Source organism: Rickettsia endosymbiont of Ixodes scapularis (assembly GCF_000160735.1).
GTDB lineage: Bacteria > Pseudomonadota > Alphaproteobacteria > Rickettsiales > Rickettsiaceae > Rickettsia > Rickettsia tamurae.
In genome coordinates, this window is record NZ_CM000770.1 from 946,647 (window position 1) to 947,921 (window position 1,275).

Below are 1,275 nucleotides of genomic sequence, written 5' to 3' on the forward strand. Positions count from 1 at the left end.
TTTATTATTTATCTTATACTTTAAGTAGACTTGCTCTCCTAGATTCTCATATAAAACTAATTCTGCTGAAGTTTTAGATGATCTACCGAAGCTATGTATATCGGTGATAGAAAGTTTTTTTAATATCGATAATATTTTGTTATAGCAATTAGTATCGGCATTAATAACGGCAATATCATTTTTGCTAAAATTTTCAAAAATCTCACATTTAGCTTCTGCTATCTCTTCAAACGAGTTAAAAAATTCTAAATGAGCCTCCGAAATATTAGTAATCATAGCAATATTCGGCTTTAGTATTTGAACCAGCTCTCTTATCTCGCCTTTATGGTTCATGCCAAGCTCAAAAATAGCATATTCCGTATCATCAGCCATTGATGCAAGATTAATAAGTAATCCCAAGTGATTATTGAAGTTACCTCGGCTAGCAAAAATTAGACCTCTTATATAACTTGCTTCTAAAGGTAATTTGTACGTCAATCCGGTACTCACATCCTCACGTACTAAAGTATACGCTGCGGTGCTGCGTTCCGTGTTTCCTTCAAATTCCTCTTTATTAGCTTCGTTATATAAGAGGTCTAATGATTTATAGTTAGCCTCAGTTAGTAGTGTTTTTAAAGCTTCTTTGGTAGAAGTTTTACCGACGCTACCGGTGATAGCGATGAATTTAGCTTTTGAATTCTCTCGTTTATATAAAGCCATTTTTTGTAGAGCTTCAAAACAATCCTCAACTAAGATAATTTTATCTTTATCTGCTATATCTATTTGCTTGCTAACGATTACGGCTACTGCTCCTTTATCTATTGCATCTAGAACATAATCGTGACCGTCTCTATTACCTTGAAGTGCTATAAATAAGTCACCTTTTTTAACGTCTTGGGAGTTAAATTGTACTTCATTACAATTTATAAAATTAGAGATTGTTATACCTAGTGCTTTATTTAAAGTTTCAGAATTCCAAATCATGTGTTTTTGTTACTTATGTGTTGCTGTATGGACTTTAAAAAGCATTCCGTATCATCCCGTGGCTTGTCCACAGGATCCAGTAAAAAAATTATAAAATAATTTTTTCATATAAATCATGCCATTCTGGATTTTGAGACTCAATTAAATTTAATTTCCACTGTCTTTTATATTCTTTTAATAACTTTTCACGATTAATTGCAGCTATAATATTGTCATATTGCTCAAATAAACTAATTTATTTATGTTATACTTAGAAGAAATCCTTTGATATTTATGCTTATGCTCATAAATACGTTTTATAATATTTGAAGT

Annotated in this window: 1 protein-coding gene; it reads right to left on the minus strand. The window is 31.1% G+C overall.

What is annotated here, in order from left to right; translation table 11 throughout:
• Positions 1 to 963 (minus strand): Mur ligase family protein (locus REIS_RS04780; protein WP_008580143.1); only part of this gene is annotated, 963 nt, incomplete at its 3' end.
• Positions 964 to 1,275 lie beyond the last annotated feature (312 nt).